The 26,279-nt window shown below is 75.2% G+C and carries 22 protein-coding genes and 1 pseudogene; 9 read left to right on the top strand and 14 right to left on the bottom strand.

The genetic code is table 11. The features are described 5' to 3' along the window. The first annotated feature begins 104 nt into the window (after positions 1-104). Positions 105-770 carry an NAD(P)-binding oxidoreductase gene (locus tag ACT17Q_RS01915; RefSeq protein WP_444664378.1) on the top strand — a complete coding sequence of 222 codons (666 nt, stop codon included), beginning with the start codon at positions 105-107 and terminating at the stop codon, positions 768-770. A gap of 4 nt (positions 771-774) precedes the next feature. On the opposite strand, the gene ACT17Q_RS01910 is transcribed toward ACT17Q_RS01915, so the two are convergent. Continuing rightward, positions 775-4,716: a sigma-70 family RNA polymerase sigma factor gene (locus ACT17Q_RS01910; RefSeq protein ID WP_444664376.1), complete on the bottom strand. Its 3,942-nt coding sequence runs from the start codon at positions 4,714-4,716 to the stop codon at positions 775-777. Positions 4,717-4,859: 143 nt separating this feature from the next. Between ACT17Q_RS01910 and ACT17Q_RS01905 the strand changes: the two genes are divergently transcribed. Both ACT17Q_RS01905 and ACT17Q_RS01900 read left to right on the top strand, forming a co-directional pair. After that, on the top strand, positions 4,860-5,615 hold the full coding sequence (locus ACT17Q_RS01905; protein WP_444664375.1) for a hypothetical protein: 756 nt from the start codon (positions 4,860-4,862) through the stop codon (positions 5,613-5,615). Positions 5,616-5,956: 341 nt separating this feature from the next. After that, positions 5,957-6,703, top strand: coding sequence for an aminoglycoside phosphotransferase family protein (locus ACT17Q_RS01900; RefSeq protein ID WP_244937757.1), 747 nt, complete (start codon positions 5,957-5,959; stop codon positions 6,701-6,703). Positions 6,704-6,713: 10 nt separating this feature from the next. Here the strand turns inward: ACT17Q_RS01900 and ACT17Q_RS01895 are convergent, their stop codons facing one another. Beyond that, the gene (locus ACT17Q_RS01895; protein ID WP_141321099.1) at positions 6,714-7,013 is read right to left on the bottom strand and encodes a DUF1540 domain-containing protein; all 300 of its coding nucleotides are present in this window, start codon (positions 7,011-7,013) and stop codon (positions 6,714-6,716) included. A 185-nt stretch (positions 7,014-7,198) separates the two neighbouring features. Continuing rightward, positions 7,199-7,831 (bottom strand): GNAT family N-acetyltransferase, encoded by a 633-nt coding sequence (locus tag ACT17Q_RS01890; RefSeq protein ID WP_444664372.1) that lies wholly within the window; start codon positions 7,829-7,831, stop codon positions 7,199-7,201. 603 nt (positions 7,832-8,434) lie between these two features. On the opposite strand from ACT17Q_RS01890, the gene ACT17Q_RS01885 reads away from it, so the two are divergent. Continuing rightward, positions 8,435-8,872, top strand: a complete 438-nt coding sequence (locus ACT17Q_RS01885; RefSeq protein WP_444664370.1) for a hypothetical protein — start codon at positions 8,435-8,437, stop codon at positions 8,870-8,872. A gap of 203 nt (positions 8,873-9,075) precedes the next feature. Continuing rightward, positions 9,076-9,933 (top strand): annotated as a pseudogene (locus tag ACT17Q_RS01880) (AAA family ATPase); the annotation flags it as partial. A 167-nt stretch (positions 9,934-10,100) separates the two neighbouring features. Here the strand turns inward: ACT17Q_RS01880 and ACT17Q_RS01875 are convergent. The 5 genes from ACT17Q_RS01875 to ACT17Q_RS01855 all read right to left on the bottom strand — a co-directional run bounded on the left by ACT17Q_RS01875 (position 10,101) and on the right by ACT17Q_RS01855 (position 15,271). Further along, positions 10,101-11,345 carry a transposase gene (locus ACT17Q_RS01875; protein WP_444664368.1) on the bottom strand — a complete coding sequence of 415 codons (1,245 nt, stop codon included), beginning with the start codon at positions 11,343-11,345 and terminating at the stop codon, positions 10,101-10,103. A 77-nt stretch (positions 11,346-11,422) separates the two neighbouring features. Continuing rightward, complete coding sequence (locus ACT17Q_RS01870; RefSeq protein ID WP_268530874.1) at positions 11,423-12,319, bottom strand: glycosyltransferase; 897 nt, start codon at positions 12,317-12,319, stop codon at positions 11,423-11,425. A 14-nt stretch (positions 12,320-12,333) separates the two neighbouring features. Then, complete coding sequence (locus tag ACT17Q_RS01865) at positions 12,334-13,578, bottom strand: MFS transporter (protein WP_268530873.1); 1,245 nt, start codon at positions 13,576-13,578, stop codon at positions 12,334-12,336. Between the two features lie 36 nt (positions 13,579-13,614). After that, positions 13,615-14,175 (bottom strand): NADPH-dependent FMN reductase, encoded by a 561-nt coding sequence (locus ACT17Q_RS01860; RefSeq protein ID WP_444664365.1) that lies wholly within the window; start codon positions 14,173-14,175, stop codon positions 13,615-13,617. A gap of 37 nt (positions 14,176-14,212) precedes the next feature. Then, positions 14,213-15,271: a LacI family DNA-binding transcriptional regulator gene (locus ACT17Q_RS01855; RefSeq protein ID WP_444664363.1), complete on the bottom strand. Its 1,059-nt coding sequence runs from the start codon at positions 15,269-15,271 to the stop codon at positions 14,213-14,215. 203 nt (positions 15,272-15,474) lie between these two features. On the opposite strand from ACT17Q_RS01855, the gene ACT17Q_RS01850 reads away from it, so the two are divergent. Continuing rightward, positions 15,475-16,617 (top strand): glycosyltransferase, encoded by a 1,143-nt coding sequence (locus ACT17Q_RS01850; RefSeq protein ID WP_444664361.1) that lies wholly within the window; start codon positions 15,475-15,477, stop codon positions 16,615-16,617. Here ACT17Q_RS01850 and ACT17Q_RS01845 read toward each other — a convergent pair. Genes ACT17Q_RS01845 through ACT17Q_RS01830 form a run of 4 tightly spaced genes read right to left on the bottom strand, consistent with a single transcriptional unit; the run spans position 16,555 to position 21,284 of the window. Next, entirely contained in the window at positions 16,555-18,567 is a 2,013-nt protein-coding gene (locus ACT17Q_RS01845; protein ID WP_444664359.1) for a chorismate-binding protein, read from the bottom strand. The two genes, ACT17Q_RS01850 and ACT17Q_RS01845, sit on opposite strands and share 63 nt — an antisense overlap. Then, complete coding sequence (locus tag ACT17Q_RS01840; protein WP_094181145.1) at positions 18,564-19,187, bottom strand: isochorismatase family protein; 624 nt, start codon at positions 19,185-19,187, stop codon at positions 18,564-18,566. Before ACT17Q_RS01840 ends, ACT17Q_RS01845 begins: the two co-directional genes overlap by 4 nt. Before the next feature lies 1 nt (position 19,188). Continuing rightward, positions 19,189-20,730 carry an AMP-binding protein gene (locus tag ACT17Q_RS01835; protein ID WP_094181146.1) on the bottom strand — a complete coding sequence of 514 codons (1,542 nt, stop codon included), beginning with the start codon at positions 20,728-20,730 and terminating at the stop codon, positions 19,189-19,191. Continuing rightward, a complete protein-coding gene (locus ACT17Q_RS01830) occupies positions 20,727-21,284 on the bottom strand; it encodes an SRPBCC family protein (protein WP_141317889.1) in 558 nt (185 codons plus the stop codon). The genes ACT17Q_RS01835 and ACT17Q_RS01830 overlap by 4 nt, the downstream gene beginning before the upstream one ends. Positions 21,285-21,460: 176 nt before the next feature. On the opposite strand from ACT17Q_RS01830, the gene ACT17Q_RS01825 reads away from it, so the two are divergent. From ACT17Q_RS01825 to ACT17Q_RS01815, 3 genes are all read left to right on the top strand, one after another. Then, positions 21,461-22,483, top strand: a complete 1,023-nt coding sequence (locus ACT17Q_RS01825) for a zinc-binding dehydrogenase (RefSeq protein WP_094181148.1) — start codon at positions 21,461-21,463, stop codon at positions 22,481-22,483. 108 nt (positions 22,484-22,591) lie between these two features. Then, entirely contained in the window at positions 22,592-23,668 is a 1,077-nt protein-coding gene (locus ACT17Q_RS01820) for a DUF7910 domain-containing protein (protein ID WP_444664356.1), read from the top strand. Positions 23,669-23,781: 113 nt separating this feature from the next. Next, positions 23,782-24,354 (top strand): NADPH-dependent F420 reductase, encoded by a 573-nt coding sequence (locus tag ACT17Q_RS01815; protein WP_444664355.1) that lies wholly within the window; start codon positions 23,782-23,784, stop codon positions 24,352-24,354. Positions 24,355-24,486: 132 nt separating this feature from the next. Here the strand turns inward: ACT17Q_RS01815 and nrdF are convergent, their stop codons facing one another. Both nrdF and ACT17Q_RS01805 read right to left on the bottom strand, forming a co-directional pair. Beyond that, positions 24,487-25,467: a class 1b ribonucleoside-diphosphate reductase subunit beta gene (nrdF, locus tag ACT17Q_RS01810; protein WP_094181151.1), complete on the bottom strand. Its 981-nt coding sequence runs from the start codon at positions 25,465-25,467 to the stop codon at positions 24,487-24,489. After that, positions 25,464-26,273: an NUMOD3 domain-containing DNA-binding protein gene (locus ACT17Q_RS01805; RefSeq protein WP_444665350.1), complete on the bottom strand. Its 810-nt coding sequence runs from the start codon at positions 26,271-26,273 to the stop codon at positions 25,464-25,466. Before ACT17Q_RS01805 ends, nrdF begins: the two co-directional genes overlap by 4 nt. Positions 26,274-26,279: the final 6 nt, after the last annotated feature.

Genomic DNA, 26,279 nt, shown 5'->3' with positions numbered 1-26,279 from the left:
ACCCCGCACCGGCCCACCCGGGCGCCCGACGACCACTCGGACGTGTGACCTGCGGGACCGCGTCCCCGGTCGCCGGACCGGACGTCGTTGCTTACCGTGGCCGCATGCGTGTGGTGGTGGCCGGGGGCCACGGGAAGGTCGCCCGGCACCTGACCCGGGCGCTGGCGGCGCGCGGTGACGTGCCGGTGGCGCTGATCCGCTCCCTCGACCAGGTGGAGGACGTCACCGGCGACGGCGCGGAGGCCGTGGTCCTCGACCTGGAGCGGTGCAACGTCGCCGACGTCACGGGCGCGGTCACCGGTGCGGACGCCGTGGTGTTCGCCGCGGGCGCGGGACCGGGCAGCGGTGCGCAGCGCAAGGACACGGTCGACCGCGCGGCGGCGGCACTGCTCGCCGACGCGGCGCAGGAGGCGGGCGTGCGCCGCTACGTGCTCGTGTCGTCGATGGGCGTCGACCAGCGCCCGCCCGAGGGCACCGACGACGTGTTCGCCGCGTACCTGGAGGCGAAGGCGGCGAGCGAGCAGGACCTGCGCGGCCGGGACCTGGACTGGACGATCCTGCGGCCGGGCCGTCTGACGGACGACGAGCCGACGGACCACGTGACGCTCGAGCGCGCGGTCGGCCGGGGCGACGTCCCCCGGGGGGACGTGGCGGCCGTGCTGGCCGCGCTGCTGCGGGCACCCGCGTCGGCGGGGCTCACGCTCGAGCTCGTGACGGGCGTCGTGCCGGTCGAGGCGGCCGTCGTCGCGGCCACCGAGCGCGCGGACTGACCGCTCAGCCGGCGCCCTCGGCGCGCAGCGTGATCGCGCCGACGAGGTACTGGTCGCCCGACGTGCTGGGCGTGAGCGAGGACACGTCGCACGGGAGCGTGGCCGGGGCGAAGCCCTTGGCGTCGATGCCGAGCGACGAGGCGGTGCGCCAGCCGGCCGCGGTCGAGTCGAACGCGTTCTCGGCGCTGCCGCGCGTCCCGTCGGCGCGCAACGGCGTGAGGTCGGTGGTCGCCGCGGTGCACAGGCCACCCAGGCGCAGCCGGTCGCCGGTGAGGTTCCGGTCGCCCTCCCACCCGACGACGCCGATCCGCGCGGTCGACCCGGCGGGCGCGGCGAACCGGAACGCGGCGGGCTGCGCACCGGTACCGACCCACAGCGACCCGTCGTAGACGGTCACGCGCGCGTCCCCGGGCGCGGAGTGCACGACGACGAGCGACCACCCGCCGTAGTACGTCGGGTCCTTGTCGGTGCGCGTGGTGCTCACCGCCATGTCGGCGAGCGACCACGTCCCACCCCCCTGGGCGCGCACGAGGTCGGTCACGTCGGCGAACGACGAGTAGTACTCGCGGTAGGTGCTGTCGGTGCGCCGGGAGGCCTCACCGGACACCGGCACGTAGGCGCCGCCTGGCCCCCGCAGGAGAACCTCGTCGAGGGGCGCGCTCCACCCGTCGCGGCTGCCCCGCACGGCCGACCAGTAGAGCCCCGCGAACGCGATCTCGCTGCCCCGCGGCACGTCCACCTCGGTGCTCGACGACACGGGCACCTTGGTGCGCTGCCCGTCCGGCCGCGCCTCGTCGAGGGCGAGCATGTCCTGGGAGTTGTTGTCCTGGTCGCCGCGCAGCGCGGCCTGGCACGCCGCCACGTCCGGGTCGCACGAGAGCACCGCCGCACCGGCCTCGGTCACGTCCCACCCGCCGGTGGCGGTGGTGAACCGCTGCGCCAGCCCACCGGACCGGCCCGGCACGGCGGCGCGCCCGGTCACGGGCGCGTCGACCCCGGCGGCGGTCGCGGTGAGCGTGACCGTCCCGGCCGCCGAGTACGTCGAGCGCACCGGGAGCAGGACCTCGCCCGTCGCGCCCGCCGCGAGCACCGGCCAGGTGCACTCGACGGTCCGCCCGGAGCGGTCCACGTGGCACGCGTCGGGCACCGGCAGCCCGGTCCGCTCCTGCACGACGAGGTTGCCGGGCAGTGCCGCGCGCACCACGACCTGCGCGGCGTCCGCCGCGGGGTCGTCGCCGTCGGCGACACGTACCCCGAACGCGAGCTGGCCGAGGTCGTCGTACTGCAGCACCACGTCCGCGGTACGCAGCTCGAGCCCGGGCGCACGCCCCTGGACCTCGACCGTCACGCTCGCGCCGTCGGCGTCGTCGGCCGCCGCCGCGACGACGAGAGCGCCGAGCGCTCCCACGGCGCCGGGCTCCGCGACGAACGGCAGCCCCGCGTTCACGCTCTCCCCCGGCGCGAGCCCGGGTCCGGTGCACCGCACGCGCGGCCCGTCGGCGACGCAGGCCCAGCCGTCGGGCGCACCACCCGCCCATGCGAGCCCGGCGGGGGTCGTCAGGTCGAGCGTCACCGCGGCGGCCGGCAGGTCCCCGGTGTTCCGCACCGCGACGTCCGCGACGCTCGTGCGCCCGCCGGCGACGGTCAGTGCATCCGGCCGGGCCGTCACGACGAGGGTCGCTGGCGACTGCACCGTGACGGGCACCCCCGCGTGGCGCGCGGTGGTGGGCGCCGGGCTCAGCTGCACCTCGACGGGGGCCGCCGCGGCGTCCCGCGCCGTGCGCAGGCCGAGCGTGAGCGGTACCTGACCCCGCCCGGGCAGCTCGTCGCGCGTGCACACGACCGTCGCACCGGCCTCGCAGCGCCAGCCCTGGGCGGGTGGCGCACCGGCCCAGGTGACACCGTCCGGCAGCACGAGCTCGGCGCGCGCCTGCCCGGCGGCCGACCGGCCGGCGTTGCGCAGGTCGAACGTCACGTCCCGCACGCGGCCCGCGACGAGCGCGAGCGGCTCCTGCGTGGACGCGACCGCGAGCCGCGCCGGGCTCGGGGTGACGCGCACGGGCAGCGGTGCGGGGCGGTAGTCGATGTCGCTGCCGGTCACGACGAGCTCGACCTGCGCGTCGTCGGCGTCGAACGCCTCGTCGACCGCGACCCGCACGACGAGCCGCGCCGCCTCACCCGCGGGCAGCGAGGGCAGCTCGCAGCTCGCGTGCCGCGTCTGCGCGCCGCGGCATGTCCAGTCGGTCGCCTGCAGACGGTCGCGCAGCGCCGCGACCGTCGCGCTCCCGCCGGTCGTCGCGGGTGAGGCCGTCCCGGCGGGCGCGACGCCCAGCACACCCTCGACGGAGACACCCTCGGGCAGCCCCAGCTCGGCGCGCAGGTCCGTCGCGGCCCGCCCACCCGCGTTGCGCAGCGTGATCGCGAGGTCCTGCGGGCCGACGCCCGCGGCGAGCACCAGCCCGCCCTCGGGCAGCGCGACGACCACGTCGGGCGCGCGCGGTGGCGGGGTCGGTTCGGTGGTCGGTCCGGCGGTCGGTCCGGCGGTCGGTCCGGCGGTCGGTCCCGGCGACGGCGCGCTCGTCGGCTCGGCGGTGGGTCCCGAGGTCGGCTCTGCGGTCGGCCCACCCGTCGGGTCGGGTGTCGGGCCGAGCGACGGCCCGGCCGTCGGCTCGTCGGCGGGGTCGGGCACGTCGGGGGCGCCCGGGGGGACCGCGGGGTCGGCCGAGGAGGTCGGTCCGGGCGAGGCCGGTCCGGTGGGTGTGCTCGTCGGGCTCGCGGAGGCGCCCGGGGACGTCGTCGGCGTGGGCGTGGTCAGCACCACGGGCGGGTCCGCCTCGATGACCTGCTGGTCGGCACCGAGCCCCAGCACCACCGCCGCCGCGACCGCGGCGACGGCCACGGCACCGGCGACCGTCGCGACGACGGCTGCGGGCACGCTCGCGAGGAACGCCGCGACCCCGCCGGCACCGGCCGCCGCGCCGCCACCGGAGAGCGCTGCGACACCACCGCCCACCGCCCCGGCACCCGCACCGCCCTCGAGCTCCGCAAGGTGACCGGACCCGGCCGCACCCGCGCCCGCGCCGGCCGCACCCGCGGCCCCGACGGCGGCCGCCCCGAGCGGCAACGTGTGCGAGAGCGCACCGAGCCCCGCGAGGCCGAGCACGAGCGGCGCGACGACCGCGCGCAGACCGTGGTTGACGTCGCCCAGTTCGAGCACGAGCGCGCGGCACTCGTCGCAGTCGTCGAGGTGCCGGGCCGCCTTGGTGCTCTCACGCGTGCCCAGGCCACCGCGCACGTACGCGCCGAGCGACCCCGCCACGGCGCGGCACCCCTCGTCGAGCGGGTCGCGCAGGTGCTGCTGCAGGTACGCCTGGCGCAGCCCTTCGCGCGCGCGGTACGCGAGCGCGGCCACGCCGTTGGCGGTCAGCCCGAGCGCGGGTGCGATCTCGGCGGGCGGCAGCCCCTCGACCTCGGTGTGCCACAGCACGGCCTGCCACCGCTCGGGCAGGGAGTGGAACGCGCGCGCGACGACACCGCGTTCGAACCCCTCGAGCGCGGGCTCCTCCGCGGTGCCCGCGAGCGCCGTCCCGGCCTCGAGCGTGGCGAGGTCGTCGGTCGGCTGCACGCGCCGCGCACCCTCGCGCCGCACGCCCGCGGTCCGGCGGACCACCGTGAACAGGTAGGCGCGGAACGCCTCGTCGGGACCGTTGCCGTTGCGCAGCGCCGCGTAGACGGCGGTGAACGCGTCCGCGACGACGTCGTCGGCGTCCGCGGCGCTGTCGGTGTACTGCCGTGCGACGACGGCCGCGGCGGCCGAGTGCCGCTCGTAGAGCGCGGCGAAGCCCGACTCGTCGCCTGCGCGCACTGCGGAGATGAGCTCCGCGTCGCTGCGCACGACAGCCGCCTGCGCCTCCACCTCGACCTCGTCCCGGCTTGCTCGTGGCACGGTTGATCCGCGCGAAATCCGTACCAGGGTGACATATCGGCCGGACCCACAGGAAACAACCGGGTCACGGGCTTGCGGCGGCCTCCGGGTGAAAACACCCAGAAGTGCCGTCACACCTGCACCGAAGCCCTCTCTCATCCCGCGTGACGACCGAGACCGGACCTCTGCTGCCCGCCCAGCCGTCGCGACTGCTCGAGCGCTGGCGCCACGAGAGCGTCGCGTCCGTCTGGCGCCGCCCCTCCGACTGGTACCACCCCGCCGCCGACGACCTCGCGGTCGCGCTGCTCCTCGACGACGACCCCGTGCCGGCCGCCGCCCGCCTGGGTGGCGCCCGGGGCGAGTCCGGGGTGGGGATCGCCGAGACCATCGACGACCTCGCGTGCCTGTACCGCGCGACGTCGCGGTCGCAGCCGCCGCTGGACGTCCTGCGGGCGCTGTGCACGGGCTGGGCGGACGCGCAGGCCGGCGGCGTGACGCTGCCCCTCGGTCTCGACGCGGACTCGGGGCTGCCCTCGGCGGACTACCTGCGTCTGCGGCTCATGGAGTGCTACCCCGACGACGTGCCCACGGGCCGGCTGCTCGTCGTCGACGTCGCGGCGGGCGTGCCCGACGCGCTCAGCCGCCTCGCCCGGTCCGCGGCCGTGGGCGCGGCGCTGCGGGAGGTGTTCGGTGCGGCGCGGGCGATGGCGAGCATCGGCGGCGGCGCGTTCGTCGTGCTGGTCGGTGACGACGAGGACACGGACGAGCCCGTGGCGCGGCTACGGCGGCGCGTGGACGAGCGTGTCCTCGCACTGGGTGTCGAGCGCGTGACGCGGCACCCGCTGCGGTGCTGGGTCGAGCCCCTGCCGCCGACGCACGAGTGCGCGGTGCGGCGCCTCGCGCAGCTGGCGCGTCCCTGACCGCGGCGTGCGCCGGCGCCCCTGCCTCGACGCACGCCGCTTCACCTGTTCGGGCTACTCCTGCCCACCGGGCCGGACGACCGGTCCACGAGCGGGCCTGTCGTCCCGCTGTCACGTGATGCGCCCGGTGTGTCGCACATCGGACGGGTCTCGACGGGTGCAAACCCGCTCCGCGGGGTTAGTTTCGAGGTATGACCCCGTCCGGACTCGCCGCCCCGCACGACCCCGCACCTCAGGGCTCGGAGAGCTCCGACGACCCCACGGCGCCCGCCGGCGCCCCCACGACCCCCCACGGTTCGCTCCCGCAACCGCATGGCCTGCACGTCGGCCCCCGTCCGCCGGTGCGGACCCCGGGCCCGGTCCCGCCCGCCGACGTCCTGACGCTCGACGACCCCGGACCGGTGCTCGCGTCCGGGTCTAGCGCCGACGTGTACGCGCTCGACGAGGACTACGTGGTGCGTCGCTACCGCTGCGGCCGGGACGCGACGCACGAGGCCCGGTTCCTGCAGCACGTGTCCGCGCGAGGCTTCCCGGCACCGGCGGTGTACGTCGCGCAGGGCCCGAACCTGCTCATGGAGCGGCTGCACGGCCCGACCCTCCTGCAGGCCCTCGCGGCGGGCGAGGTGTCCATCGCGGACGGCGCGCGGCTCGTCGTCGAGCTGCACGAGCGGCTGCACGCGATCCCCGCACCGCAGGACGTGCCGCACGACGAGACGCAGTGGCCGCACGTGCCCGCCGGGCCGGTCGTCGCGCACCTCGACCTGCATCCCGGCAACATCGTGCTGACCGAGACGCACGGGCCCTGCGTGGTCGACTGGGCGAACGCGCGCGCCGCGACGGCGGAGCTCGACGTCGCGCTCACCGCCCTGATGGTCGCCGAGGTCGCCGTGGACGCCGGGGGTGACTACTCCCTGGCCGCGCGCGCGTTCCTCGCGGCGTTCCTCGCCGCGAGCCGGGTCTCGCCCGTCCCCGCGCTCGACCAGGCCGCCGCCGCACGGCGCAGCGACCCCGGCCTGCTCACCGGCGAGAAGGAGCTGGTCGGCGGCGCCGTCGAGCTGGTGCAGGAGATGGTGCGCGTCGCGTCCTGAGGGACGCCCGTCAACGCGGGGCGAACGTCAGGCAGTCGGCGACGTCGTGACCGCTGCCCACCCGGATCGAGTCCGCGGTGCACTCCAGGTGGGCGTTGTGGGAGCAGTCCTGGCGCTGGCACGCGCCGACGTGGCTGAGCACCTTGTCCAGACCGCCCTTGACCGTGAGCGGGATGAACGTCGCGCACTGGGCGTCGCCGCCGGTGCCGCCGACCGTGATGGCGGCCGCGTGGCAGTGCGAGTGGTCGTTGTACGAGCAGCCGGCCACCGAGCACTCGGCGATGGCGGGCAGCTCCATGAGGTCGGTCATCTCGCGCCTCCGAAGGTGGGCCGTTGCGAACCTGCGAACTCCGGAGCCGCAGGGGCTCCTTCGTCGACGGTAGACCCGCCCGGGCCCGCGCGCCAGCACGCCAGCCGGATCAACACCGCAGGTCAGACCCGCTTCTTGCGCACAGGCGTGTTGCGGAAATGGCGCTCGGGACGACGAGTGCGAGGTCAGCGCGCCGCGGGCCGGCCGGGCGCGTCGACGGGCGGGCGCCACATCGCGGTGGGCCGCGCGGCGTGCACGCCGCGGATCTCGCCCCGGGACTCGAACCCGTGCCGGACGTAGAGCGCACGGTTGCGCGGCGTCGACGACTCCAGGTACGCCCCGTGGGCGTGGTCGTCCACGTGCCGCAGCCGGTGCGCCAGCAACCGCGAGCCCACGCCCGTGCCGCGCTGCGCGGCCCGCACGCCGATCTCGCCGAGGTACCAGTGCGGCTCGTCGGGCCGGTGCCGGACGAACGCGTTCCACCCGCGCAGCGCGAGCGGGACCCGCAGCGGACCGAGCGCCTGCAGGAAGCCGGGCGCCTCGCGCAGCAGGCGCCGGGCGGTCGCGCCACGCGCGTCGGGACGCTCCCAGACCGCGGCGCCGACGATCAGGCCCGTCTCGTCGCGTGCGACGTCGACCTCGATCCCGTCGGGGTCCTGCGCGCGCAGGAGTGCCGCGTACAGCGCGGTCGCGCGCTCGCAGCGGCCGTCGGCGGCGCCGATCATGCCGACGACGACCGGGTCGTCGGCGAACGCCTCGCCGAGCACGCCTGCCACGGCCGCAAGCTCGGCGCGCGAGGCAGCCCCGACGTCGAACATCCCCCTGCTCTCCTCTCCTGGACGACTGTCCAATCTTTCCTTCCGGCGGTTCGTCCGTCCTGGGCCCTCGGTCCCTGTCTGCCCCGCCTCCTCACCTTCACCCACTCCCACGACGACCCCGCGATCGCTCCGGCTCTCACCCGCCAGACCCAGACCAACGACGGTCTCGTCGGCCGGCACGACGACCCCGCGGTTCCTCCGGCTATCAGCCAGCGAACCCGGAGCAACGACGGTCTCAGCCGCCGCCCGCCCGACGAGCCCGCGGTTCCTCCGGCCATCAGCCCCCAAACCCGGCGCAACCACGGTCTCGGTGGCCGGCACGACGACCCCGCGGTTCCTCCGGCTATCAGCCAGCGAACCCGGAGCAACGACGGTCTCGGTGGCCGGCACGACGACCCCGCGGTTCCTCCGGCTATCAGCCAGCGAACCCGGACCAACGACGGTCTCGGTGGGCTGGCGCTCAACGAGCCTGCGGTTGCTCCGGGTATCGGGGCTGGGAGCCGGAGGAATCGCGGGGTCGGGTGGTGGGGGTCGGGGGGCGGGGGGCCAGGGGGGGAGGGGGAGGGAGACGTAAGGTGGGGGGTTGTGGCTACCTTCTCCGGCGTGACGCGTCAGCACGTCCTCCAGGCGATCGCGGAGTACGACTCCCGCGGTCGCGACGGCTTCCTCGGGGTCTACGGCTACGCGCCGACGCCGGGCTACGCGATCGTGCACGAGGGCTCGAGCTACGACCTGCCGGCGGTCCTCGGGGTGGCGCACCGCTTCGCCACCGGCCGCCTCGCACCGTCCGACGAGGTCGTCGGCAGCATCGGGTCCGCGGCGTCGATCCTGCGCAAGCGCGGGTTCGAGGTCACCGAGCCGGGCGGCGCGTCGGCACCCGCCGCACGCTCGTCCTCGCGCACGGCCACACGCGCCCCTCGCACGACGACGCCGCGCGCGAGCACCCCGCGCCGCACCGCGACGCCCGAGCCCGCACCGGCGATCTGCCCGACGTGCTCGATGACGCTGCCCGCGACGGGTGTGTGCGACTACTGCGCCTGAGCGGCGACCCGCGGGCCTGACCCGCGTCACGGGGCCGGCCCGACGGCCGGCGTCACGAGGGAGAGCATCCGTGCGGTGCTCTCCCTCTTCAACGTATAGAGCACGGGGGGTCTTGCGGCAAGACCCCGGTCGAGGCGGGTGATCGGCGCTCGTCGCGCCCGCCGAGCCGTCCCGGGCGCCGTGACCCCCGGGAGCGAGACCTCGTGACCACCCTTCCCCTGAGCGTCTTCGACGTCGCCCTCGCCGCCAAGGCGGACCCGTCCCTGACTGCCGGCGACGACGCGCACCTGGCCCGGGTCGCGGCGCGGCTGGAGCAGCAGGTCGCCGAGCTCGACGCCCGGCTCACGGAGGCGCGCCGGGCGCCGGGCGGGTCGGGCACCGCGGCGTTGGAGCGCGACCAGGAGGTGCACCGGCTCTCGGCGCGGCTGCGCACGCTGCGCCGCTACGGGCTGGACCTGTGCCTCGGCCGCACGGTCTCCGCCGACGGTGCGGCGGTGTACGTGGGACGGGTGGGCGTCACGGCCTCCGACGGCGAGCGGCTGCTGGTGGACTGGCGCTCGCCCGCGGCGGAGCCGTTCTTCGCCGCGACCCCCGCGCACCCGTCCGGGGTGGTGGCTCGGCGCCGGTACCGGTGGTCGCGCGGGCGGGTGACGGACTACTGGGACGAGGTGCTGGTGCCGGGCGCGGTCGCGCCGGGCGGCGTGGCGCCGGACGAGGGTTCGGCGCTGCTCGCGTCGCTGGGGGCGAGCCGGTCGGCGCGGATGCGGGACGTGCTGACGACGATCCAGGCGGACCAGGACGCGATCGTGCGCGCGGGGTCGGCGGGCCCGCTCGTCGTCGACGGCGGTCCGGGGACGGGCAAGACGGTGGTGGCGCTGCACCGCGCCGCGTACCTGCTGTACGCGGACCCGCGCCTGCGCAGCGGGCACGGCGGGCTGCTGTTCGTCGGCCCGCACGAGCCCTACCTCGACTACGTGTCGGACGCGCTGCCGAGCCTGGGTGAGGACGACGTGCGCACGTGCACGCTGCGGGACCTGGTGACGAGGACCCCGTCGGCTCGTTGACACTTCCCTGAGCCGTCGGGCTTGGGGAGGATGGTCGCTCTGATCGCCCTGAGGAGGGCTGATGAGCGAGAAGCGCAAGTACCGGCAGTTCACGCCGGAGCAGAAGACCGAGGTCGTCCTGGCCGTGATAGCGGCGTGAGTGAGCCCGTTCGAAGGGTCGGCGGTCAGGCGCGGGCGGTGTCCGGGCACGCGTGCAGGCGGTGGACCAGCGACGTGCGGGACGTCCGGGAGACCGGGAACCGCGACGAGCACAGCGCGGACCGGTCGCCACCCGCGGGGAGCACCGGGCGCAGCCGGACAGGTGCCACGGACTGGCGGGCGAGGAACGCCTGTGCGACGCCGACGAGCGCGGCGTGCCGGTGGAAGCCGTCGTCGGACCGCCCGCGGTAGTCGTCGAGCCCGAGCGCACCGCTGGTCCGCTCGGCGCTCGCGGGGGCGTGCTCGAGCCACCGCGCGAGGTGCTGCGCGAGGTCCGGGTCGGCGGGGGCGCCGGCGACGAGCCAGAGCTGCTGCGGCCAGGGGCGGCGCGGGTCGCCGAGGCACACGAGCTCGGCGAGCAGAGGCGGCGCTGAGCGAGCGCCTGCGGCGGCGGTGCGCTCCGGGACCTGGACCGCGATGCGGGAGACGGCGAGACGACCGGGCTCGTCGCCCGTCGCGCTCGTGCGGCGCAGGTCCCGCGTCCACGCGGCGACCTCGTGCGCGGGCGTCCAGACCCCGCGCGGACAGCGCGGGTCGGTGACCTGCACGGCCTGCCCGGGGGCGACCCGCAGCGCCACGGGCGCGCCGGGAACGGCGGCCTCGAGCCCGCGCAGGATCGAGGACACGGAGATCCCGCGGGCGTCGGCGACGAGCGGGACGGTCCCGCGCCCGGCCGCCACCGCGTCCCGGTACGCCTCCACCACGACGGCCTCCGGTGACCGTCCCGGCACGCGACCGGCCGCTCGACCGGGCGCGGCGTCCGTGCGCGGGTCCTCGTGCAGCCACCACGAGAGCGGCAGCGCCGTGCCGTCGGTCGCGGCCCACAGGCCGTAGGTGCGCCGGGGCTGGGGCAGCTCGGCACCGGCGCGGCGGGCCGGCCGGGCGGGGGTGTCCCGGTGCCGCACGACGAACGCCTGGGGGCGGCTCGTCGGCACCACGTGCTGGGCGAGCGCGCGGCGGACCGTGCGCCACGGCCACGTCGACTCGCTGACGAAGTGGTGCAGGCTCTGCTCGTTGACCTCCGCCCCCGCGGCGGCGGCGATGTTGCGCAGCGACTTGCGGCCGCTCGCGCGCAGCAGCCCGGCGACGTACGCGGCTGCCTTGCGCTGCTGGTCGCGGCGCGGCAGCGCACCGAACACGCTGGCGCAGAACTCCTCGAAGTCCGGTCTGCCGATCAGCTGGGCCGAGACGTGCGATGTCGTGGAAGTCATGACTGTCCCCTGCAGCTCGCCGGGCGGGTGCCCGGCACCGTCGTCCCGTCACGTGGGTCTCACGCACGGGTCCTTGCTCACGTCGTGGCGACCGCCAGGCCACGCTCGACGACCTCGTCGTTCAGCTCCCGGAAGTCGAGCGGCGGCAGCTCGGTGATCAGGTCGACGATCGGGTCCCGGTACTTGCCCGCCATGTAGCGGTAGTTCGCGATGGCGCCTTCCTCGCGCTCGGCGTAGCTCTTCGGGTGCGGCAGGTGCAGCGCGGTGGCCGCGCGCGCGAGCGCGAACGTCGCACCGTCCTGGAACAGCCGGTACGCGAGGTCGATGTCCTCACCGCCCCAGGTTCGGAACGCCTCGTCGAACATCCCGACGCGCCGCAGCTGCTCCGTCGACGCGGACACGTTGCACGTCCAGTACAGGACCCACGGCGCCGGCAGGCCCGCGAGCGCGTCGTCGTAGCGGGCGTAGGAGCGCTCCCGCATGTCGGGCCACACGCCCCGGGCGACGAAGTCCGCGAGCGTCGCGTCGAGGTCCGCGAGGTCGGTCTCGGCGCGCAGCCGCTCCGCGTCGTCGTCGTCCTGCTCGAAGCCGTGGACGTACCCGATCACGGCCGCGGGCCCGTCGGTGCGCTCGTGCGCCTCGAGGTGCGCCCGCACGGCCCCGCTGGTCAGCACCACCCCGCAGTCGACGAACACGCAGATGTCACCGGCGGCGGCGGTGATGCCCGCGTTGCGGGCCGCCGCGACGCGGTAGCCGTCGTCCTCCTGGTAGAGGTAGCGCATCCGCAGCCGGGTCGCGAAGTCGGCCACGACGTCCGGCGTGCCGTCGGTCGAGCCGTCGTCGCAGACGACGACCTCGAACCGGTCCGCCGCCAGGTCCTGCGCGACGAGCGACGTGAGGGTCGCCGCGAGCAGGTCGGCGCGGTTGTAGGTCGGGACGACGACGGTGGCCGTCAGCGGGTGGTCGGTGCGCACGGCGGCCTCCGGTGTCAGTGGGTGGTCGAGGTCAGGGCGGGCTCGGCGGTGCGAGGCGCCGGTCCCGAGCCGCGGCGGGCGACCAGCAGCGGCTCGGCCAGCACGACGACGAGCGCCAGCGTCACGAGCCCGGCCCCCATGAGGGGCACGAGGTGCGGGCCGCCCGCGGCCAGGACGCGGCCGCCGAGGAACGCGCCCGCGGCGATGCCGATGTTGAACGCGGTGCTCACCGCGGCCATCGCGATGTCGGTGTTCCCCGGTGCGACCTGCAGGCCGCGGTGCATGAGCGTCGCCGCGAGCGCACCGAAGCACGCGCCGGTGAGCGCGACGCACGCGACGACGACCGCGGGCCGGTGCCCGAACGCCCACAGCCCGGCGTGCGCGACGGCGAGCCCGATGAGCACGACGACCCGGCACGCCCGCGCGTGCGAGTCGAGGAACCGGCCGACGACCGTCGTGCCCACCACCCCGGCACCGCCCGAGACCGCGAGGACCAGGCTCAGCGACTTCTCGGCGAAGCCGGCGTGGTCGAGCACGTACGGCGCGATGTAGGTGAGGACGGCCATGCCGCCCGCGACGGCGAGGCACGTCGTGACGAGCAGCACGACGAACCGCGAGACGCTGGGCGTCAGCCCGCGCGCCGCACCGCCCTCCTCGGGCGCGTAGCGCGGCACGAGGGCGAGCACGGCGACCGCGAGGACGACGCTGACGGCGCCGATCGCCGCGAACGGGACCCGCCAGTCGAGCTGCTGCCCGAGCCACGTCCCGAGCGGGACGCCGAGCACGGGGCCGAGCGCGCTGCCGATCGACAGCCGCGCCACCATGCGCCCACGGACCTCGGGCGGGAACAGCCCGGTCGCGGCCGCGGCGGCGATCGACCAGAACAGGGCGTGGCTGACGCCCGCGAGCACACGGGCCGCGGCGAGCACGCCGAACGACGGGGCGAGCGCCGCGAGCAGGGACGCGGTGGCGAACACGACCAGCGTGACCGTGAGCAGCCCGCGCCGGGGAACGCGGGCGGTCACGCGGGTCAGCGGCAGCGAGAACAGCACGACGACGACCGCGTACACCGTGACGAGCTGGCCGGTCGTCGACTGCTCCACGCCGAGCGAGTCGGAGATCATGGTCAGCAGGCCGCTGGGCAGCGTCTCCGACGTCACGAAGCAGAACGCGCCGGCGGCGAGCACCGTCAGGGCGAGCACCGCGCGTCGCGGTGAGGTCAGGGGCGCCGGCGGCGCGGCGGCACTCGGGGAGGACATGACGGCTCCTTGGTCGGTGGTGGGGTGACGGTCGCGTCAGGCGACCACGGGCGTGCGGCGCGCCTCGCGCAGCGCCGCCGCCCACCACACGAGCTGGTCGAACATCGACTTGGCGGCACCCTCGTAGCGGGCGCCCTCGACGAGCCGGCCCTCGTCGTCGAACCGGTCCCAGACGCCGGAGAACACGACCTGCCTGCGGATCGTGTGGACCTGGAGCTCGGTGAACACCTGCCGCAGCTGCTCGACGCTGCGCGACCCGCCCGCGGACCCGCCGTAGGAGACGAAGCCGAGCGCCTTGCCCGCCCACTCCTCGAGCACGGTGTCGACGACGATCTTCAGGTACCCCGGGTAGCCGTGGTTGTACTCGGGCGTGACGACGACGAACGCGTCGGCCGCGCCGATGCGGGCGCGCAGGGCGTCGGTGTCCCCCGAGCCGTCGAGCGTCACGGGCACGTGCACGTCGACGAGGTCGAGCACGTCGACCTCGAACCCGCCGTGCGCCTCGAGCTGCTCGCGCACCCACCCGGCGACGACCGGGCCGAACCGCTGCTCGCGCACGCTCGCGACGACGAGGGCGACCTTGAGCTGACTGGACATGCGACTTCCCCCTGGTGCTCCTGCTGGTTCGGTACGGCTACCCCTGCGGGGCGGGCCCTGTGCTGGTCCGGACGACGAGATCGGTCGGCAGCGTCACGCGCGCGGCCTCGACGAGCGGGTCGACGAGCATGCGGGCCATGAGGCGGCCCTTGTCCTGCACCGGCTGACGCACGGTCGTGAGGCCGAGCCCGGCCGCGCGCGGCACGTCGTCGAAGCCCGTGACGGAGACGTCCTGACCGGCGACGAGGCCCCGCTCACGCAGCTCATCGAGCACGCCGAGGGCCAGCACGTCGGTGGTCGCGACGATCGCGGTCGGGGCGAGCGGGAGCCCGAGCGCGAGCGTTGCGGCGGCGCGGCCGGCCGCGGGCGTGTTCTGGCCCGCGGAGACCGTGGCGACCTGCGCGCCGGCGCCCAGACCGACCTCGGCGCCGCGCGCCCGCAGCCGCGCGTACGGGAAGATCCGCGGGTCGTCGGGGTCGGCGAGCGCGACGTCGTCGTCGTCCATGCTGTCCGCGACGACGACCACGCGCCGGTGCCCGAGGCCGCGCAGGTGCGCGCCGACGACGACCGCGGCGTCGTGGTCGTCGACGAGCACGCACGGCCCGTCGCCGTCGACGGTCCCGACGACCGGGACGCCGCGCTCGGCGAGGACGCGCAGCACCGGGTGCGTGGGGTCGACGCCGTCGGCGATCACGCCGTCCAGCGCGGCCTGACGCACGGACTGCAGCAGCCGCAGCTCCTCGTCGCGCGAGTAGGTGCGCGACACGACGTGCGGACCGACGGGCATGAGCAGCACGTTGGTCGCCTGCTCGCTCGCGACCTGCGCGATGCCGGTGAGCAGGTCGAGGCAGTACGGGTCGCTGAACGCGTACGTGAGGTCCTGCGCGAACAGCACGCCGACCGACCCGGTGCGGCGGCTGCGCAGCGAGCTCGCGATCGGGTTGGGACCCGGGTAGCCGAGGCGGTCGGCGGCGTCGAGCACGCGCTCGCGCACCGCGGGGGTCATCTGCTCGGGCCGACGGTAGGCGTTCGACACCGTCGACGGCGAGACCCCGGCCGCGGCGGCGACGGTCTTGATGCTGGGACGCTCGCCCACCGTGACCTCCCCTGTCCGCGCTCGGCCGCTCGTCTGCTGGATCGTTCTAGTAGATCGTATTACTGGATCGTTGCACCGGCACCCCGGCAGGGTCAACACCCGTCCGGCACGCGACCTGACAGACGCGTCCGGAGCCCCGCCGTACCGCACGGCGGCGCCGCTACTGTGGCGGCCCGTCCGAACGGCGAGGTCAGGGGGACGACGTGGCGACGTTCGTGTGGGCGTGCTTCGACGGCGGCGGGAACGTGCCGCCGAGCGTGGGGATCGCGCAGGCGCTCACCGCGCGCGGGCACCGGGTCGTGTTCGCCGGTCGGCCCGAGATGGCGCCGCGCGTGACGGCCGCGGGGCTGCCGGCGACGGTCCTCGAGTCGTCCTACGCGCACGCCGAGGCCTACGCGTGGCACCCGCGGGGCCGCCTGTTCAGCTACCTCACCGACCCGGCGGTCGGCGACGAGGTGCTCGCGGTCGGCGCGGACGAGCACGCCGACGTGCTCGTCGTCGACGCGATGTTCGGCGCCGCGCTCGACGCCGCACCCCGAGCCGGGGTCCCGGTGGCCGTCATGCTCCACACGTTCCTGCACCGCACGATCGACGGCTGGGAGACGCTCATGGGCGACCAGGCCGCGGCGCGGCACCGCGCCGGTCTGGGCGCCATGGCCGACGTGCGCACGCTGTGGGGACGCGCCGACGCGCTGCACGTCAACGCGCTCGAGGAGTTCGACTCCCCCGCCCGCTCGCCGTGGCCCAACGCGCGCCACGGCGCGCCCGTGCTCGCACTGGACTCGCGCGCCAAGCCCCTGGGCACCGCGCACGACGACCGCCCGCACGTCGTCGTGAGCTTCAGCACCGCGGTCGCGCAGTCGTCGGTCGGCAAGCTCCAGCGCACGCTGGACGGCCTGGCCGGCCTGCCGGTCCGGGTGACCGCGACCGTCGGCGCCGTCCCGCCCGGGTCGCTCGTCGTGCCGCCCAACGCCACGGCGGTCGCGTTCGCCGACCACGGCCGGCTCATGCAGGACGCCGCTCTCGTCGTCACGCACGGCGGGCACGGGACCGCGATGCGCGCGCTGCGGCACGCGGTGCCCGTCGTCTGCCTGACGGGGCGCGCCGAGGACCAGGAGGGCGTGGCCGCGCTCGACCAGCCGCGCGTCGCCGCGTTCCTCGAGGAGCGGGGCGCCGGGCGCTCGCTGCCGGCCGACGCCCCGGCGCAGGACGTCGCCGCCGCGGCCGCCGCGGTGCTGACCGAGGCGTCCTACGCGGCGGCCGCCCGCCGGCTGGCCGCCGCGCTACAGGCCCGCGACGGAGCCGCGGAGGCCGCCGACCGGCTCGAGGGGCTCCTGACCACCTGATCGTCGGCCCCGCGCATCGGCGTCGCGGTCCCGGCCCCCGTACGCCCATGCCACGGCGTCGCGCAGCAGCCGGCCGCCGTCGAGCGTCAGCACCGACTCGGGGTGGAACTGCAGCGTCGAGAAGAACGGGCCACGCAGCGCGTGCACCTCGGCCCCGCGGCGGGCCACCTCGACGTACCCGACGTCCGGCACGTCGAACGAGTCGACATGGGACTGCGCCACGTAGCTGTTGTAGAACCCGACCGTCTCGCGCGCACCGAACAGGTCGACCTCGCTCTGCAGGCCCTGGCGCGCGCAGTCGTGCGCCACGACCCGCAGCCCGAGCAGCCCCGCCGTGACCTGGTGCCCCAGGCACACCGCGACGAACGGCGAGCGGCGCGCCAGCAGCCGGGAACCCGCGGCACGCAGCGCGCGCACGCGCTCGTCGTCGTCCGCGCGCGGGTCGCCCGGGCCCGGCCCGAGCAGGACGACGTCCGCGTCCGCGAGCGCCGCGTCCAGGTCCCGCCCCGGCCCCGCGACCTGGGCCGCGGGCACGATCCGGGTGTCCCACCCGCCGTCGGTGAGCAGGCAGGCGAGCATGTGCGTGAACGTGTCCTCCGCGTCCAGCACCAGCACCCGCCCGGGCGCACGGCCCGTCCTGCCCGCCGCCGACGAGCGCGCACTCGGACGACGACCGCCGCCGACCGGCCGCCAGAAGTCCGCGATCCGCCGCCCACGGCGGTCGAGGGCGGCGAGCACGTCGGGGTGCGACGCGAGCGGGCCCGCGGCCCCCACGTCGAACCCGCCGAGCACGCCCGCGACCTTGGTGCGGGTCTCCGCGGCCTCCGCGCACGGGTCGGAGTGACGCACGAGCGTCGCACCCACCCCGATCGTCATGCGACCGTCGGCACGCACGTCCGCCGTCCGGATGAGGATGGCCGAGTCGACGCTCGCGTCGCCCGTGGCGTCCCGCCCGACGAGCGCCGCGAAGCCGCTGTAGTAGCCCCGGCCGCGTCGCTCGTGCGCCGCGATCACCCGGCACGCGTTCTCGATCGGGCTGCCCGTGACCGTGGGCGCGAGCATCGTCTCGCGCAGCAGCGTCGGCACGTCCACCTCGGCCGTGCCCTCCACGAGGTACTCGGTGTGCGCGAGGCTCGCCATCTCCCGCAGGTACGGGCCGCGCACGTGCACGTCGCGGCACAGCCGCGACATCATCTTGATCTCCTCGTCGAGCACCATGTTGAGCTCGTCGGTCTCCTTGGTGTCGCCCAGGAAGCCGAGCACGCCCTCCAACGTGGGCCCCGACGAGGGGTAGCGGTACGTGCCGCTGATCGGGTTCATGGTGGCCGTGCCCGCACGCAGCGTCACGTGCCGCTCGGGGCTCGCGCCGACGAACGTGCGCGGGCCCGTGTGGATCACGAACGTCCAGTACGCACCCGCCTCGCGCAGCAGCAGCCGGCGCAGCGCGGCCGCGGCGGCGACCACCGGGGTGCGACCGTCCGCGACGTGGCCCTCCCACGAGCGGTGCACGACGAAGTTCGCGCCGGACCCCGTGTCGATCTCGTCGCGCAGGACCGTCGAGACGAGGTCGGCGTACTGCTCGTCGGTGACGTCGAAGTCCCCGACGACGACCGCGGGTCTGCCCGGCAGCGCGCCCACCACGTCGGCCCAGGCGAGCCGGTGGTGCTCCTGGACCGTCAGACACAGGACCGGCTCGTCGTCGTCGACCGCCGCGAAGCCGCGCTCGGTGACCTGGCGGTACGGGACGACGACGAGCGACTCGAGCGACTCGCCCGGGCCGCGGCGGCTGCACGCCGTGCCGTGCAGCGGGAGGTCGTGCAGCCGCCGCGCCTCGAGGACGTCACCGACGAGCAGGTCGACGACGTCCTCGCCGTGCGCGGGCCGGTGCACGAGCGCGAACGGGCGGGTGCCGTCCGCGAGGAGCGCACCCAGGAGCTCGGCTGCGGTCATCCGACCACGTCCGCGGTGGTCGTCACGACCGCGCACCGGTCCGCCGCCCAGTCCAGGGCGAGCCGGTGGTACGCGAGCGAGAAGTCCGCGATCGCGTCCCCGACGACGAACGGCTGGATGTCGTGCTGGAACGCGTCGGCGGCGGTCATGAGCACACCGACGTGCGCGTACACGCCGCACACCACGAGCTGGTCACGCCGCGCCTCGCGCATCCGGTCGAGCAGCGGTGAGCGCACGAACGCGCTGTAGCGCCACTTCGTGAGCACCCAGTCCTGCGCCCGCGGCGCGAGCGCGTCGACCACCGCGCGGTCGTCCGGCACGGCGCGCATGCCAGGACCCCACACGTCCGCGAGCAGGCCGCGCTCCTGCGGGCTCATCGAGCCCGGCTGCGCGGTGTACGCCACCGGGACACCGCTGCGCCGCGCCCAGGCGAGCAGCGCGGCGACCCGGTCGACGAGCGTGTCGGCCAACGGCTGCGGCAGCCCGCGCACGAAGTACCGCTGCATGTCGTGGACGAGCAGTACCGCGCGCCCCTCCTCGACCCGCCACGGCATCGTCGAGACGGGGAGCTCGCCGCGCGTCGGCAGCGTGTACGGCTCCATCGTCGGCAGTCCCGGCACGTCAGCGCCCTTCCAGGAGGGCGACGAGCTCGCGGCGCCGCACCTTCGTCGTCGACGTCGTCGGCATCTGCTCGCGCGGGAGCTGCACGCGACGCGTCACGGGCAGGTCCTGCGACGCGAGGGACCAGCGCGTCGGGTCGAGCGGTCGGCCGTCGCGCGTGCACAGCACCGCGGTGGGGCCCTCACTGAGCTCGACGACGACGATCTCGGCGACCTCGGGCAGCCGCACCAGCAGCCGGTCCTCGACCTCGAGCGTGCTCGGCACGCCGTCGATCAGGTCGATCTCGCGGTCCTGCAGGTGCAGGTGGCCGCGGGCGTCCTTGTAGCCGACGTCGCCCATGCGCCACCAGCCGTCGTGGACCTGCGCGAGCCAGCGCTCGTGCTCGGCGAGGTACGTCACGATGCGCCCGTCGCTGCGGACCTCGATGTCGCCCGGGTGCTCACGGCTCGGCCGACGGCCGTCCCGCGGCACCACCCGGATCGCGGTGGACAGCGGGAAACCGCGGCCCACGTCGCGCCCCTCGGGCATGCCGCGCCGCCGGTCGTACACCTTCCACGCGATCGGGCCCACCTCGCTCTGCCCGTACATCTGCACGTACACGGGCCGGCGCCGGCGCGAGGCGTGCAGCATCGCCTCGACGGTCCGCGGGTGCGCCGCGTCGAACGTGCTCGAGAACACGCGCACGTCGGCGAGCGGCCGGGCGGGGTGGTCCGCGAGCACCTCCCACGACGTGAACGTGTTCGGGTGCGCCTCGACCAGGCCGGGGCGCACGCGCGCGAGCAGGTCGGCGGCCGCCGCCGGGTCGTCCTCGCGCAGCAGCGCGACGTCGTGCCCGTGCAGCACCGCGATCGGCAGCGCGGTGAAGATCCGCGAGTGCACGAACGACACGTGGATCGCGACCGCCTCGCGGCGCGGCACGAGCCGCGCGAACAGCGACTGCGGGCGGTAGCGCGACTGCATCGTGCGGCGCGTGTGGACCGCGAGCTTCGGCAGCCCGGTCGTGCCCGACGTGTGCGTGACGAACAGCGGCGCGTCGGGCGAGACCTCGACCTCCGGAACGGGCGGCCGGTCCGTCAGGGCCACCAGGTCCACGCCCTCGTGCCACGCCCCGACCGTCAGCAGCGTCGCGACGTGCCCGGCGACGTCGGCCAGCGCCGGCGTCGAGAGCTTGCGCGGGTCGGTCAGCAGGTGCGGGCGACCGAGCCGCTGCACGAGCGCGAACGCCGTCGCCGGCTCGAGCTTGGGCGACAGCAGCACGGGGACGACGCCGATCCGCGCGCACGCGCAGGCCAGGAGCGTCACGTCGACGTTGTCGCTCTTGTAGACGACGATCTGGTCACCCGTGCGCAGGCCCGCGGACCACAGCCGGGCCGAGAAGTCCTCGACGAGGGCCTGCAGGTCCGCCATCGAGAACTCCCGACGGCCGGGTGCCAGGTCCAGGTCGTGGTCCGTGACGACACGGGCGCGCGGGTTCGCGCGGTGACCGCGCGCGAACAGCGTGCCGAGCCGGATCCCCCGGTTCCCGAGGCGCTGGTAGATCACGCGCCCGACCCCGCCCGCGCCGGCTGCGCCTCCAGGACCGCCTTGATGCTCTTCAGGGTGCGGCGCACGTCGTCGACGATCTTGTCGCCCCACTCCCGCACGAACCGCACACGCGCCTCCTCGTCGAGGTCGGCGACGATCTTGTGGATGCCCTCCGTGGCCCGCGTCATCACGTAGTCGTGCGTCAGCACGCACCCCGTCGCCCCCGGCTCCACGCGGAAGCCCCAGATGCTGTCCTGCGTCGTCCCGGCGTGCGTGCGCATCGCCCACGCGAACCGCACCGGACGCTCGGCCTCCACGACCTCCGCCTCGGTGTACCAGGTGCCGCGCACGAGCGGGGCCCAGCCGACGACGTCCTCCGCCCGGTAGTTCTCACCCCGGAACACCGAGCCCACCGCGCCGGGCTCGCCCGTCCAGACGCCGCCCCGGCACTCGGGGCTCCAGTCGCCGCTGCGCGCCAGGTCGGACACCGCGTCGTACACCTCGTCCGGGGACAGGTCGAGCTCGATGGACTCCGCCGCCGTGAAGAGCGGGCTGCTGTCGATGATCGTCATGGCGCCCGATCGTGCGGACGCCACCTGTGCGCGGCAAGACACCCGCACGCCGCATGTCAGGTCGGGTCGTCGTCCCCGGCGCGCCGCCCCGACCTGACACGCGCGCCGCGCCGACCTGACAGACCCGCACCCCGCCGCACCCGCGCGGGCCCCGCCGGTCGGCATGCTCGGCCGCGATGAGAGCCGCAGTCATCGACCGTCACGGTCCGCCGCAGTGCATCACGCTGCGCGAGCTCCCCGTCCCGACCCCGGGTCCCGACGAGGTGCTCGTGCGCGTCGCCTTCGGCTCCGTGAACCACGTCGACACGTTCGTCCGCAGCGGTGCCTGGCGGACCCCTCTGGCGTTCCCGTTCGTCGTCGGCCGCGACGCCGTCGGCACCGTCGTCGAGGCCGGGGACGCCGCCGCGGCGGAGTTCCGGGCGGGCGACGAGGTCTGGACCAGCTCGCTCGGCTACGACGGGCGCGACGGTGCGCTCGCCGAGCTCGTGCGGGTCCCCCGCGCGCGCCTCTACCGGTGCCCCGCCGGCCTGCCCGCGTCCGAGCTGGTCGCGCTCGCGCACCCCGCGAGCACCGCGTGGCTCGCCCTGTTCCGGCACGGCCACCTGCGCGCCGGGATGCGCGTGCTCGTCGTCGGCGGCGGCGGCAACGTCGGCTGGTCCGCCGTGCACCTCGCGGTTGCCGCGGGTGCCGTCGTCGTGACGACCTGCGGCACCGACGACGCGTTCGACCTCGACCGCGCCGGCGCGACGCCCGTCGACCGCGCCGCCCGGCTCGACCGGTCCACGCTCGGCGGCGCCGTGGACCTCGTCGTCGACACCGCGGGACGCAACGACCTCGAGGCCTACCTCGACGTGCTCGCCCCCGGCGGGCGCGTCGTCCTGCTCGCCGGCATGGCGACCCGCGCGTCGTTCCCCGTCGGCGCGCTGTACCTCAACGCCGCCACCGTCACGGGCTTCGCGATCTCGCAGGCGTCCGTCGAGGACCTCGCGCTCGCCGCACGGCACGTCGTCGACGCCGTCGAGCGCACCGGTCTGCGTCCCCGCCGCCTGTCCTCCGTGCCCCTCGAGCTCGTCGCCGACGCGCACGCCCGGCTCGAGCGCGGCGAGGTGCGCGGCAAGGTCGTCGTCGCCGTCGCCGCGCACCACCCGCCCGCACCGCGCACCACCCCGATCGAGGGGGCACGTGCCGTCCCGACCTGACCGGCAGCCGACCCCCGGCACACCCGCCAGCTGCACGGGGCGTCACCGGCGACGCCCCGCCCGTCCCCACGTCCGAGCGCACCACGACCCCACCCGAGAGGCCCCGCGATGCCCGTCATGCCCATCTGCCGTCAGCCGATCATCGACCACCGCGGCGGGACGATCGTCTCGCTGCACGTCACCGCGCTGACCCGCGAGGACGGCACCGGCCTGCGCGCGCCCTGGCCGTACGGCGCGCCCCCCGTCGGCCCCGACGCGCTGCGGCTCACCGGTGCGCTCACCGCGCAGGTCGGCGCCGACGGCACCGCCGAGGTGCGCACGCTCGTCGCGCAGGACCTCGCCCCCGCGATCGTCGAGCGTCCCGCCGGCACGCTCGAGCGCGAGCTGCACCGCGTGTTCGTCCCCGCCGCGACCCAGGGCCCCACCGCCGTGCACGCCGCGCTGCTGCTCGCCGTCGAGGACTGGGACGGCACGACGCGCGACGCCGTCGCGCAGGACGTCCTCGACGAGCTCGCCCCCACGCTCGCCGACGCCGTCGGCGCCACCGTGCGCGCGCGCCTCAAGGACGACGAGCCGCAGGGCCTGACCGGCGGCGCGGTCCTCGGCGGGAGCGTCGCCGGGCTGCGGGACACCCTTGCGTCCTGGCCCCGGGAGGACTTCGCGCTCGTCCAGACGTCCCTGCTCGTGCCCGCCGGCGCCGACGCCGGAGCCCTCGCCCAGGAGCTCGTCGTCACCGGCCCCGCGCAGGACACCTACCGCCTGCGCGTCGAGTGGCGCATCCGCCACCTCCCCGTCGCCGACGACGTCCTGCACCTGCAGGTGCACTACGGCGACTTCGTCGTCGCCGAGGCCGGCGGCCGCCAGACCCTCGTCGCGAACCGCCCCCGGCCCAGCGACTGGGAGACGTTCGGCCTCGTCCGCCTCGGCGGGGACCGCGTCGCGCTCATCGCGCCCAACGGGGACTACGTGTCCGCCGCGGGCGGCGGTGGCCGCGAGGTGCTCGCTGTCGGCGACCGCATCGGCGAGTGGGAGACGTTCCGCGTCGAGGAGGTCATGGTCGACCGGATCGCCCTGCGCGCGTTCAACGGCCACTACGTGTCCGCCTACCACGGTGGCGGCCGCGAGCTCGTCGCGAACCGGCCCGTGCGCGACGAGTACGAGGTCTTCACCCTGCACCGCCCCTGACGCTCCGTCGGCGCGCGGGTCGGCGCCCGCGGGGCCACGCTGGTGACGGCACCGACGGGACGTCCCGTTCCCGCCAGGAGGTGCCGCCGGCACACGCGGGGGAGATCGGCATCATGACGCACGTCAGCATCATCGGCACCGGGAACATGGGCCAGGCGATCGCGGGTCTGGTCACGAAGGGCGGGCACCAGGCCCAGACCATCGGGCACGACGACGACTCCGCCGTCGACGGTGAGCTCGTCGTGCTCGCCGTCCCCTACCCGGCCCTGTCCGCCATCGCGGATGCGCGCCGCGACGAGCTCGCGGGCAAGGTCGTCGTCGACATCACGAACCCGCTCGACTTCCAGACGTTCGACTCGCTCGTCGTGCCGCCCGACGCCTCCGCCGCTGCGGAGCTCGCGGCCGCGCTGCCGCAGTCACGCGTCCTCAAGGCGTTCAACACGAACTTCGCCGCGACGCTCGCGTCGGGCCAGGTCGGAGACCAGACGACGACGGTGCTCGTCGCGGGTGACGACGCCGACGCGAAGGCGCTGCTCCTGCGAGTCGTCACCGACGCGGGCCTGCGCGGCGTCGACGCCGGCTCGTTGCGCCGCGCGCGTGAGCTCGAGGCGCTCGGCTTCGTCCAGCTCACCCTGGCGGCGGGCGAGAAGATCGCCTGGACGGGCGGCTTCACCCTGGCCCCCTGACCTGCGGTCGCGCGCCCGGCCGCCGATGGCCCCGAGGTGCGCGCCCGACGACGACTGTGGGGACCGCGCGGTGTCGTGCGCGGTCCCCACAGTTGTGTGTCGGTCGACAGCCGGGTGTCGGTCAGCAGGAGGTCAGAACTCCCAGTCCTCGTCCTCGGTGTTGACGGCCTTGCCGATGACGTAGGACGAGCCCGAGCCGGAGAAGAAGTCGTGGTTCTCGTCGGCGTTCGGGGACAGCGCGGACAGGATCGCCGGGTTGACGTCGGTCTCGTCGCGCGGGAACAGCGCCTCGTAGCCGAGGTTCATGAGGGCCTTGTTGGCGTTGTAGCGCAGGAACTTCTTGACGTCCTCGGTGAGGCCGAGCTCGTCGTACAGGTCCTGCGTGTACTCGACCTCGTTGTCGTAGAGCTCGAAGAGCAGCTCGAACGTGTAGTCCTTGAGCTCCGCGCGCTCGGCCGGCGAGATGAGCTCGAGGCCCTTCTGGAACTTGTAGCCGATGTAGTACCCGTGCACCGCCTCGTCACGGATGATCAGGCGGATCAGGTCGGCCGTGTTCGTGAGCTTGGCGCGCGACGCCCAGTACATGGGCGCGTAGAAGCCCGAGTAGAACAGGAACGACTCGAGCATGGTCGAGGCGACCTTGCGCTTGAGCGGCTCGTCGCCCCGGTAGTAGTTCAGGACGATCTCGGCCTTGCGCTGCAGGTTCGGGTTCTCCTCCGACCAGCGGAACGCCTCGTCGATCTCCTTGGTGGAGATCAGCGTGGAGAAGATCGAGGAGTACGACTTCGCGTGCACCGACTCCATGAACGCGATGTTCGTGTAGACGGCCTCCTCGTGCGGCGTGAGCGCGTCGGGGATGAGGCTGACCGCGCCGACCGTGCCCTGGATGGTGTCCAGGAGCGTCAGGCCGGTGAAGACGCGGGTCGTCATCGTCTTCTCGGCCTCGGTCAGGGTCGCCCACGACTGGATGTCGTTGGAGACCGGCACCTTCTCCGGCAGCCAGAAGTTGCCGACCAGGCGGTCCCAGACCTCGAGGTCCTTCTCGTCCTGCAGCCGGTTCCAGTTGATCGCCGAGACCCGGTCGACCAGCTTCAGCTTCCCCGTGGGGCTCATGCCTTCTCATCTCCCTGAAGGACGAGCAGCGCGAACTGCCGCTCGACTGTCGAGTCGCAATAGAGGCATCGGGGACTCCAGCCGCCTCCGTTGACGTGGTATCGAGTGTGCGCGCTCCGACGGCTCGACGGCATCGGCCGGCCCCGGCGGGCTGCAGACATCTTCGCGCGGGTCTCGGCGCTCGCCGTCCTGCCGAAGTTGGGGTTCCCCTCTCCGCTCCGGGCCTCCGAGAGCGTCTGACGAGCCGCTTCGCTCATCGTGTGTCCATAGCTCGGGTGCTCAGGGCCGAACTTCCCGTAGTTCGGGTTCGCCTCACCCGCGTTCGTACCGGCGCGCTGCTGCGACCACCGAGCCCGCTGCTCGGCGGAGTGCTTCGCGCCGTAGAACGGGTTCAGCTCCCCCGGCCTGCTCACTCCCTTGCGACCTGTCGACCGCACGCGAGCCGCCTCGCGCTGCTCGTCGGTCCACACCATGCCGAGAGGACCGAGGCCGCCGTCGGTCAGGTTCAGGAGACGATCCCCCGCCGCGCGCCGCGCCGCGATCCACCTGACCTCTGCCTCGCCGAGCTCGATCCGCGTGGTGCGGACGAGCTCGAGCTCGTCGACCACCGCCTCGTCGTCATGCTTGCTCAGCCAGTCGTAGAACGGGGTGCGGCGGCCGGCGCGCGCGTTGGCGCGGTGCCGGGCGAACCGGCGAGCCACCGTGGACTCGGTCAGACCGATGTAGCGGTACTCAGCGCTGTCCGCGAGCCGGACGCCGTAGATGCGTCCTACGACGTCCGGCCCCGATGCGGTGCTCTTCTCCATGGTCAC

It is taken from the genome of Cellulomonas sp. CW35, from assembly GCF_052378485.1.
GTDB lineage: Bacteria > Actinomycetota > Actinomycetes > Actinomycetales > Cellulomonadaceae > Cellulomonas > Cellulomonas uda.
The sequence above is the reverse complement of the archived record's forward strand: the minus strand, read 5'-3'. Positions and strand labels throughout refer to the sequence as shown.

Coding starts and splice junctions, on each gene's coding strand:
- ACT17Q_RS01915 (WP_444664378.1), top strand. CDS start 105: ATGCGTGTGGTGGTGGCCGGGGGCCACGGGAAGGTCGCCCGGCACCTG.
- ACT17Q_RS01895 (WP_141321099.1), bottom strand. CDS start 7,013: ATGACCGACCTCATGGAGCTGCCCGCCATCGCCGAGTGCTCGGTGGCC.
- ACT17Q_RS01890 (WP_444664372.1), bottom strand. CDS start 7,831: ATGTTCGACGTCGGGGCTGCCTCGCGCGCCGAGCTTGCGGCCGTGGCA.
- ACT17Q_RS01875 (WP_444664368.1), bottom strand. CDS start 11,345: ATGACTTCCACGACATCGCACGTCTCGGCCCAGCTGATCGGCAGACCG.
- ACT17Q_RS01865 (WP_268530873.1), bottom strand. CDS start 13,578: ATGTCCTCCCCGAGTGCCGCCGCGCCGCCGGCGCCCCTGACCTCACCG.
- ACT17Q_RS01860 (WP_444664365.1), bottom strand. CDS start 14,175: ATGTCCAGTCAGCTCAAGGTCGCCCTCGTCGTCGCGAGCGTGCGCGAG.
- ACT17Q_RS01845 (WP_444664359.1), bottom strand. CDS start 18,567: ATGACCGCAGCCGAGCTCCTGGGTGCGCTCCTCGCGGACGGCACCCGC.
- ACT17Q_RS01830 (WP_141317889.1), bottom strand. CDS start 21,284: ATGACGATCATCGACAGCAGCCCGCTCTTCACGGCGGCGGAGTCCATC.
- ACT17Q_RS01825 (WP_094181148.1), top strand. CDS start 21,461: ATGAGAGCCGCAGTCATCGACCGTCACGGTCCGCCGCAGTGCATCACG.
- ACT17Q_RS01820 (WP_444664356.1), top strand. CDS start 22,592: ATGCCCGTCATGCCCATCTGCCGTCAGCCGATCATCGACCACCGCGGC.
- ACT17Q_RS01815 (WP_444664355.1), top strand. CDS start 23,782: ATGACGCACGTCAGCATCATCGGCACCGGGAACATGGGCCAGGCGATC.
- nrdF (WP_094181151.1), bottom strand. CDS start 25,467: ATGAGCCCCACGGGGAAGCTGAAGCTGGTCGACCGGGTCTCGGCGATC.
- ACT17Q_RS01805 (WP_444665350.1), bottom strand. CDS start 26,273: ATGGAGAAGAGCACCGCATCGGGGCCGGACGTCGTAGGACGCATCTAC.